This is a genomic window from Variovorax sp. P4_B11, assembly GCF_056402355.1.
This window is the reverse complement of record NZ_JBFUHO010000062.1, coordinates 35,883-42,517: the sequence shown is the minus strand read 5'-3', so window position 1 is coordinate 42,517 and position 6,635 is coordinate 35,883. Positions and strand designations below refer to the sequence as shown.

Annotated in this window: 7 protein-coding genes; 1 reads left to right on the top strand and 6 read right to left on the bottom strand. The window is 68.1% G+C overall.

Annotated features, from left to right (window positions below; genetic code table 11):
* The first annotated feature begins 279 nt into the window (after positions 1 to 279).
* Positions 280 to 558 (top strand): hypothetical protein, encoded by a 279-nt coding sequence (locus tag AC1DYD_RS33850; RefSeq protein ID WP_478177112.1) that lies wholly within the window; start codon positions 280 to 282, stop codon positions 556 to 558.
* A 157-nt stretch (positions 559 to 715) separates the two neighbouring features.
* On the opposite strand, the gene AC1DYD_RS33845 is transcribed toward AC1DYD_RS33850, so the two are convergent.
* From AC1DYD_RS33845 to AC1DYD_RS33820, 6 genes are read right to left on the bottom strand one after another with little or no spacing between them, the layout of a single operon-like run.
* Positions 716 to 1,468 carry an SDR family oxidoreductase gene (locus AC1DYD_RS33845; protein ID WP_478177111.1) on the bottom strand — a complete coding sequence of 251 codons (753 nt, stop codon included), beginning with the start codon at positions 1,466 to 1,468 and terminating at the stop codon, positions 716 to 718.
* 10 nt (positions 1,469 to 1,478) lie between these two features.
* On the bottom strand, positions 1,479 to 2,915 hold the full coding sequence (locus AC1DYD_RS33840; RefSeq protein ID WP_478177110.1) for an aldehyde dehydrogenase family protein: 1,437 nt from the start codon (positions 2,913 to 2,915) through the stop codon (positions 1,479 to 1,481).
* A gap of 41 nt (positions 2,916 to 2,956) precedes the next feature.
* Positions 2,957 to 4,045, bottom strand: coding sequence for an isopenicillin N synthase family dioxygenase (locus AC1DYD_RS33835; RefSeq protein WP_478177109.1), 1,089 nt, complete (start codon positions 4,043 to 4,045; stop codon positions 2,957 to 2,959).
* 42 nt (positions 4,046 to 4,087) lie between these two features.
* Positions 4,088 to 5,326 carry an ABC transporter substrate-binding protein gene (locus AC1DYD_RS33830; RefSeq protein ID WP_478177108.1) on the bottom strand — a complete coding sequence of 413 codons (1,239 nt, stop codon included), beginning with the start codon at positions 5,324 to 5,326 and terminating at the stop codon, positions 4,088 to 4,090.
* A gap of 31 nt (positions 5,327 to 5,357) precedes the next feature.
* Positions 5,358 to 5,681 (bottom strand): hypothetical protein, encoded by a 324-nt coding sequence (locus AC1DYD_RS33825; RefSeq protein WP_478177107.1) that lies wholly within the window; start codon positions 5,679 to 5,681, stop codon positions 5,358 to 5,360.
* Positions 5,678 to 6,625 (bottom strand): ArgK/MeaB family GTPase, encoded by a 948-nt coding sequence (locus tag AC1DYD_RS33820; RefSeq protein ID WP_478177106.1) that lies wholly within the window; start codon positions 6,623 to 6,625, stop codon positions 5,678 to 5,680. The genes AC1DYD_RS33825 and AC1DYD_RS33820 overlap by 4 nt, the downstream gene beginning before the upstream one ends.
* Between the last annotated feature and the right edge of the window lie 10 nt (positions 6,626 to 6,635).

Genomic DNA, 6,635 nt, shown 5'->3' with positions numbered 1-6,635 from the left:
CGGCGGCGACGCCGCAGCCGGCCGCGCGGCGGGCGCGGAGGCGGCCGGCGATGAAGGCGCGGTCGGCGGCGCGGAAGCGCAGCCCGCCAGGACGGCGGCAGCCAGTGTCAGGGCGGAAAGCCCTTGCATTCGAAACTGCGAGGAAGGGTGTCGGTGCATCGTCGTGATTTTCTCCCCTCTTTGGGGGATATCGGGCGTGGTCGTCGGGCGCCATGGCGAGGATGGCCGCATGAAAATGGCCCCCATCGCCAGATTCAGGCCCAGGGGCTGGAACGGTGCTTGCTGGAGACAGTCATGCTCACCATAGACCAAAAAGAAGCCATCCTTCGCAGGGCCGGCACCGCCGTTCCCGCCTTCCCCGAGCGCGACCCCGCCGCGCATGTGCACGATCACGACGCCGACATCGAACACAAGGCAGCCATCCAGCGATGGACGGAAGCCATCGACGTGCTCTACGTGCAGTACGCGGCGGCGCGCGCGGCAAAGAGCCTGCGCGACGCCGAACAGGCGCATCAAGCCGATGCCCTGCGCCGCGCAGGCGCGCGTTCGAACGCCTGAAGCCGAAGGCAGCCGGGCGGCGCAACCCTGCGGCGCGTCGCACTCACTCAGTGCATCCGAGCAGCAACGCCCCCCTCGCACGCAGGGCCTTGCGAAGCGCCGCTATCGACACCGCGCGCACAGGGGAGATCGAAGCGATTCTCGACTTGCACTTGCCTCAGATCGAACGCCCCCCATCCACCGGCATCTCGACCCCCGTCAGGAAGCGCGCCTGCGAGCTGCCCAGGAACACCGCGACGTTGGCCACGTCGTCCGGGTCGCACATGCGGCCCAGCGGGATCGTCGAGATGAAGCGCGATCGATTTTCGGCGGTGTCCGCGACGCCCATGAAGTCCTGCAGCAAGCCCGTGGCGGCCATGACGGGCGCAATGAGGTTGACGCGGATGCCGTCCGGCGCCAACTCGACCGCCATCGACTTCGTCATCACCCGCACCGCCCCCTTCGAGCTGTTGTACCAGGTCAGGCCGGGACGCGGCCGGATGGCGCCGACCGAACCGACGTTGAGGATCACGCCCTCCCCCTTCTTCTTCATCAGCGGCACGACCGCACGCGCCATGTGATAGATCGACTTCACGTTCACTGAGAACACCCGGTCGAAGGTGGCCTCGTCCACCTCGAGCATCGACTGGTTGCGGTGGGTCGTGCCCGCGTTGTTGACGACGACATCGGGCACCCCGAAGCGCGCCTGCGCCTGCGCGACCAGCGCCTGCACCTGGTCGAAGCTGCTCACGTCGCACACGATGGGCATCGCGTTGTCGCCCAGCGGCGAGGCGACAGCCCGCGCGGCGTCCAGGTTGATGTCGGCCAGCACGACCTTCGCGCCTGCCGCGACATACGCGCGGGCGATGGCGGCGCCGAATCCGCTCCCCGCCCCCGTGACGATCGCCGTCTTCTGGGTCAGCATCGACATGTTTGTCTCCTTATACGTAGTGATGAACGACCGTCTTGGTGGTGCTCATCTCCTCGAGCGCCAACAGACCTTTTTCGCGGCCGTAGCCGCTCTTCTTGACGCCGCCGAAGGGCAACTCGACGCCGCCTCCCGCGCCGTAGCAGTTGATGAAGACCTGGCCGCTGGCAATGCGGCGCGCCAGGCGTGCCTGGCGACCGCCGTTCTCGGTCCACACGCCGGCCACCAAGCCGTACTCGGTGGCGTTCGCCAGCTGCACCGCGTCTTCCTCGTCGTCGAAAGGCATCGCCGACAGCACCGGGCCGAAAATCTCCTGGCTGGCCAGGCGGTGCGTGCGGGGCACCGGGCCGAAGAGGACCGGTGCGACGAAGTAGCCCCCGGACGGCAGGCCGTCGGCCAGTCGACCTTCCGCCAGACGCGGAACACCTTCGGCGACCGCATCGCGGACGATGGATTGCACGCGCGCATGGTGCCTGGCGTTGATCATCGGCCCGCAATCCAGGTCCTGCGCCGATGTGCCGACCTTCAGCGCCGCGAAGTGGGTCGCGACGATGTCGACGAAGCGGTCGTAGACACCCTTTTGCACCAGCAGCCGGCTGCCGGCGGAACAGGTCTGGCCGGCGTTCTGCACGATCGCGCGAACGATGATCGGCGCGGCCCTGGCGAGGTCGGCGTCGTCGAACACGATTTGCGGCGACTTGCCGCCCAGTTCCAGCACGCAAGGCACGTGGTGGCGCGCTGTGGCCTGCTGCACCTGCATGCCGACTTCGGGTGAGCCCGTGAAAGTCGCGAAGTCGATCCCCGGGTGCGCGGTCAGCGCCGCGCCGGCCTCGGCGCCGTAGCCGGTCACGATGTTCAGCGCGCCCGGCGGAAGCCCCGCCTCCATCGCCAGCTCGGCGAGCTTGAGGGCGCTCAGGCAGGCGTCTTCCGAAGGCTTGACCACCGCCGCATTGCCCATCGCCAGCGCAGGGGCCAGGGTGCGGCCCATCATCTGGGCCGGGTAGTTCCACGGGATGATGTGCGCCGTCACGCCGTGCGGGATGCGCACCACGCTGACGTTGTAGCCGTTCAGATAGGGGATGGTCTGGCCATGGATCTTGTCGGCCGCGCCGCCATAGAACTCGAAGTAGCGCGCCACGGCCGCCGCGTCGGCGCGCGCCACCGCCATCGGCTTGCCGGTGTCGCGCGCCTCGAGCTGCGCCAGTTCCTCGCCGTGCGCCAGGATCAGTTGCGCGAGACCTTGCAGGATGCGGCCGCGCTCGGTGGCGGTCATGCGGCCCCATCCACCCTCGAGTGCGCGGCGAGCCGCCGCCACCGCGAGGTCCACGTCCTCGGCCCGACCGCGGGCGATGGTGCCGAAAGGCTGCGCACTGCACGGGTCGAGGACTTGAATGGTCTCGCCCGCCAGCGCATCGACCCAGCGGCCGTCGATCAACATTTGACTCTTCATACCTGTTCCTTGGTCGTGGCGCCGAACCCGGCGCCGCTGCTTCAGGCCTGCGCGGCGACACCGGCGGGCTCGACCTCCTTCATGAAGTTGGGGTCGTTGTAGTGGTACAGATCGTCCAGGTAGGGAACGAAGAAGTCGTAGAACGAACGCGAGTCGTACCGGGGCTGCTCGCCCGCCGCGATGCATTCCGGGATCGGCGCGACGCTGGCGTCGTCGTCGGGATAGAAGAAGAAGGTCAGCGCATAGCGCTTCATCGGCGGATTGACGACGCGGTGCGGCGTGGCGATGAAATGGTCGTTCGACAGGCGGTTGAGCACCTGCCCGGTGTTGACGATCAACGCATCCTTCACGTAGCTGACATTGAGCCACTCCTTGGCCGGCGTCATCACTTGCAGGCCCGGCACCGGCGTCATCGGCAGCAGCGTGAGGAAACTGCCGTCCGAATGCGGCGCCAGTGCATACTGCCCCTCGTCCATGTGTTCCTCGGGGTGGTAGTAGGCGCAGCGCTGGTAGTACTCGGGGGCCTTGAACATGCTGTCGAAGTGCTCGGCCCGCAAGCCGAGCGCCCGCGCGTAGAGGGGCAGCAGCCGCATCGACAGCTTCTCCATCGAGGTCTGGTACGCGTACAGCGCCGTCTTGAACGCCGGCAGGCTTTCGGGCCACTGGTTCAGGCCCCGGTGCCGCACGTTGTCCCGCACCTTCGGATCGTCGGCGCTGCGGTTGCGCATGAAGAGCCAGGCGGCGTTGGTGTCCTTCTTGGTGTTGACCGCGATCTTCTCCATGATGGCGGCGGATTTCAGGATCGAGGATTTCGGCGGCAGGTAGCCCTGGTGGTGGTAGCCGACCCGGTGCCTGAGCTTTTCTTCCATCGACAGCTCGAACAGCTTTGCCGTCTGGCGAAAGGACTCGTCGATGAGCGACTGCGGGATGCCGTGGTTCACGATCGCGAAGAAGCCCAGGTTCTCCTGGATCAGCTTCACATCCGCGGCCAGCTGCTCGAGCGCACCGGGTGCACCGGAAAGGTAGGGGCCGACGTCGAGGATGGGCAGTTCCTTGGCGGCCGCGATGGCCGCCTTCACCTTCTCGGAAGGGGCGACGGTGGGAGGGTTTGCGCGTGGCGAGGCTGTCATGGTCTTGTCTCCTTGAGGTAGAAATGATCGTCCGGCGGGGCGTCAACCCCAGTTCCTGCATTTGGACTCGGCCTTGGACGCGAACGCCTGCTCGCCCGGAATGCGTTGCACCAGCTTGTAATAGTCCCACGGGCGCTTCGATTCGGCCGGGCTCTTGATCTCCATCAGTTGCAGGTCGTGCACCATGCGGCCGTCTCCGCGGATGTGCCCGTTGGACGTGTACATGTCGTCGATCTTCTGATGGCGCAGCTGCGCCATCACCGGCTCGGCGCCGTCGGTGCCGGCGGCGGCGACCGCCTTCAGATACTGGAGCGCCGCCGAGTAGCTGGCGGCCTGCATGCTGGTGGGCATCTTCTTCGTCTTGTCGAAGAAGCGGGCCGACCACTGCCGCGACCTGTCGTCCGTGTCCCAGTACCAGGCCTCGGTCAGGTTGATGCCGCTGGTGAGCTTCAGACCCAGCGCGTGCACGTCCGTGATGAAGAGCATCAGGCCGGCGATCTTCATCGATGGCGTGATGCCGAACTGCTGCGCGGCCTTGATGGCGCCGACGGTGTCGCCGCCGCCGTTGGCAAGGCCCAGCACCTGGGCATTGGAAGCCTTGGCCTGCAGCAGGAACGAGGAGAAGTCGGTGGCCGACAGCGGATGCCGCACGCTGCCGAGGACCTGGCCGCCGTTGGCCTGGATGACCCGCGTGGTTTCCTTCTCCAGCGAGTCGCCGAAGGCGTAGTCCACGGTCAGGAAATACCAGGTCTTGCCGCCCTGGCGCGTCATCGCGGCGCCGGTGCCGCGCGCCAGGGCCACGGTGTCGTAGAGGTAGTGCACGGTGTAGGGCGAGCATTCCTCGTTGGTCAGCTGCGCGGCCACGCCACCGGTCACCATCACGACCTTCTTCTTCTCGGCGGCGATCCTGGCGATGGCCAGGCTGGTTCCCGAGCTCGGACCGCTGATGATCATGTCCACGCCCTGGGTGTCGAACCACTCGCGCGCCTTGGTCGCGGCGATGTCGGGCTTGGCCGAGTGGTTGGCGCTCACGACCTCGATCGTCTTGCCGTTCACCGTCCCGCCGGCGTCGGCGACAGCCATCTTCACGGCCTCGACGAGGCCGGCGCCGCCCATGTCGGAGTAGATGCCGGACATGTCGGCCAGCACGCCGATGCGCACGACGTCGTCGTTGACCTGCGCGAGGGCCGGCGCGGCCGCGGCAGCCAGCAGGGTCGCCGCGACGCGACGGCGCAGCTGCCGGGTGAATGGAAAATCTCTCTTCTTCGGGTGCTTCTGCATTTCTTGTCTCCTTCTTCAATGGCTGCGAACGCTATCGGTGCGCAACGTGGCTCCCATGGCTTGCGCGCTGCGCCGACTGGTGGCGCAGCAACTGCAACATCTGCGGCCGCACGGGTCCCGGCACGCGTGCAGCGGCCGCTTCGCAGTGCGCCCATAGCGCCGGCTCGACGGCCGCATTCAGTCGCACGGCATCCAGCAGCCGCTGGATCGCCAGGCGGTCGTGCTTCATGGCCACGCTGCGCTCCAGCAGGACCAGCGCCGCCGCGCGCGCCTCTTGCGCCTGCGCCGGCGAAGCCTGCGCGTCGCAACCGGCGCGCAGCGTCTTCTTGAGCAGCCGGATGGCGACGCGCTTCACGGCTCGATCACCGGGTCGGCCTGCAGACTCTGCGTCCCTTCGGCATGGCGTAGCGCGTCCACCGCCCGCGCCAGCTGCTCGGCGATCGGCGCATCGAAGAAGGCGTCGTCCTGGCGCGCGATGAACTGCCCCATGCGCAGCTCCAGCAGGCGCTGGAGCCGGTAGCGCGCACGCCGTGCCCGGCCGAGCGCACGCGCCTGCGGCACCTGCGCATGCCAGGCCTGGTGGCGGTCGATCACCTCCGACAGCGCCTGCACCGAAGCGGCCTCGGTGGCCGAGCTCAGCAGGATCGGCGGAATCCAGGCATCCGCCGCATGGCGCGCCATCGCCGCGATGCGCCGGATGTCGGTCGCCATGCGCTGCGCGCCCGGCAGGTCCGACTTGTGGACGACGAAGATGTCGGCCAATTCCATGATGCCCGCCTTCATCGCCTGCACGATGTCGCCGCTGTCGGGCAGCAGCACCAGCACCATCGTGTCGACCTGCGCCCGCACCGCGTGCTCGGCCTGGCCGACACCGACGGTTTCGAGCAGCACTTCGTCGAAGCCGAACGCGTCCATCAGGTCCAGCATCTCGGGCAGGTTGTCGGCCAGCCCGTCGCCGGTGCGGCGCGAGCCGAGCGAGCGGATGTAGAGCTGCGCGTTGCCCGCCAGTTCGTCCATGCGCACCCGGTCGCCGAGGATCGCGCCGCCGCTTTTCGGGCTGCTCGGGTCCACCGCCAGCACGCCGAGGCGACCGCGCGGCGCGCGCAGCTGCGCGAGGTGGCCGACGAGGGTGCTCTTGCCGGCGCCGGGCGCGCCGGTGATGCCGACACGCCGCGCCGCGTGCGCCGGCGGGTCGCGCAATGGGCCGTGCGCGAGCGCCATCGGGTCGGCGTTCGCGAGCCGCGTGAGGGCACGGCTCAGCGCCCACCGGTCCAGCGGTGCCTGCGGCGACATGCTCATGAGGCAAGCT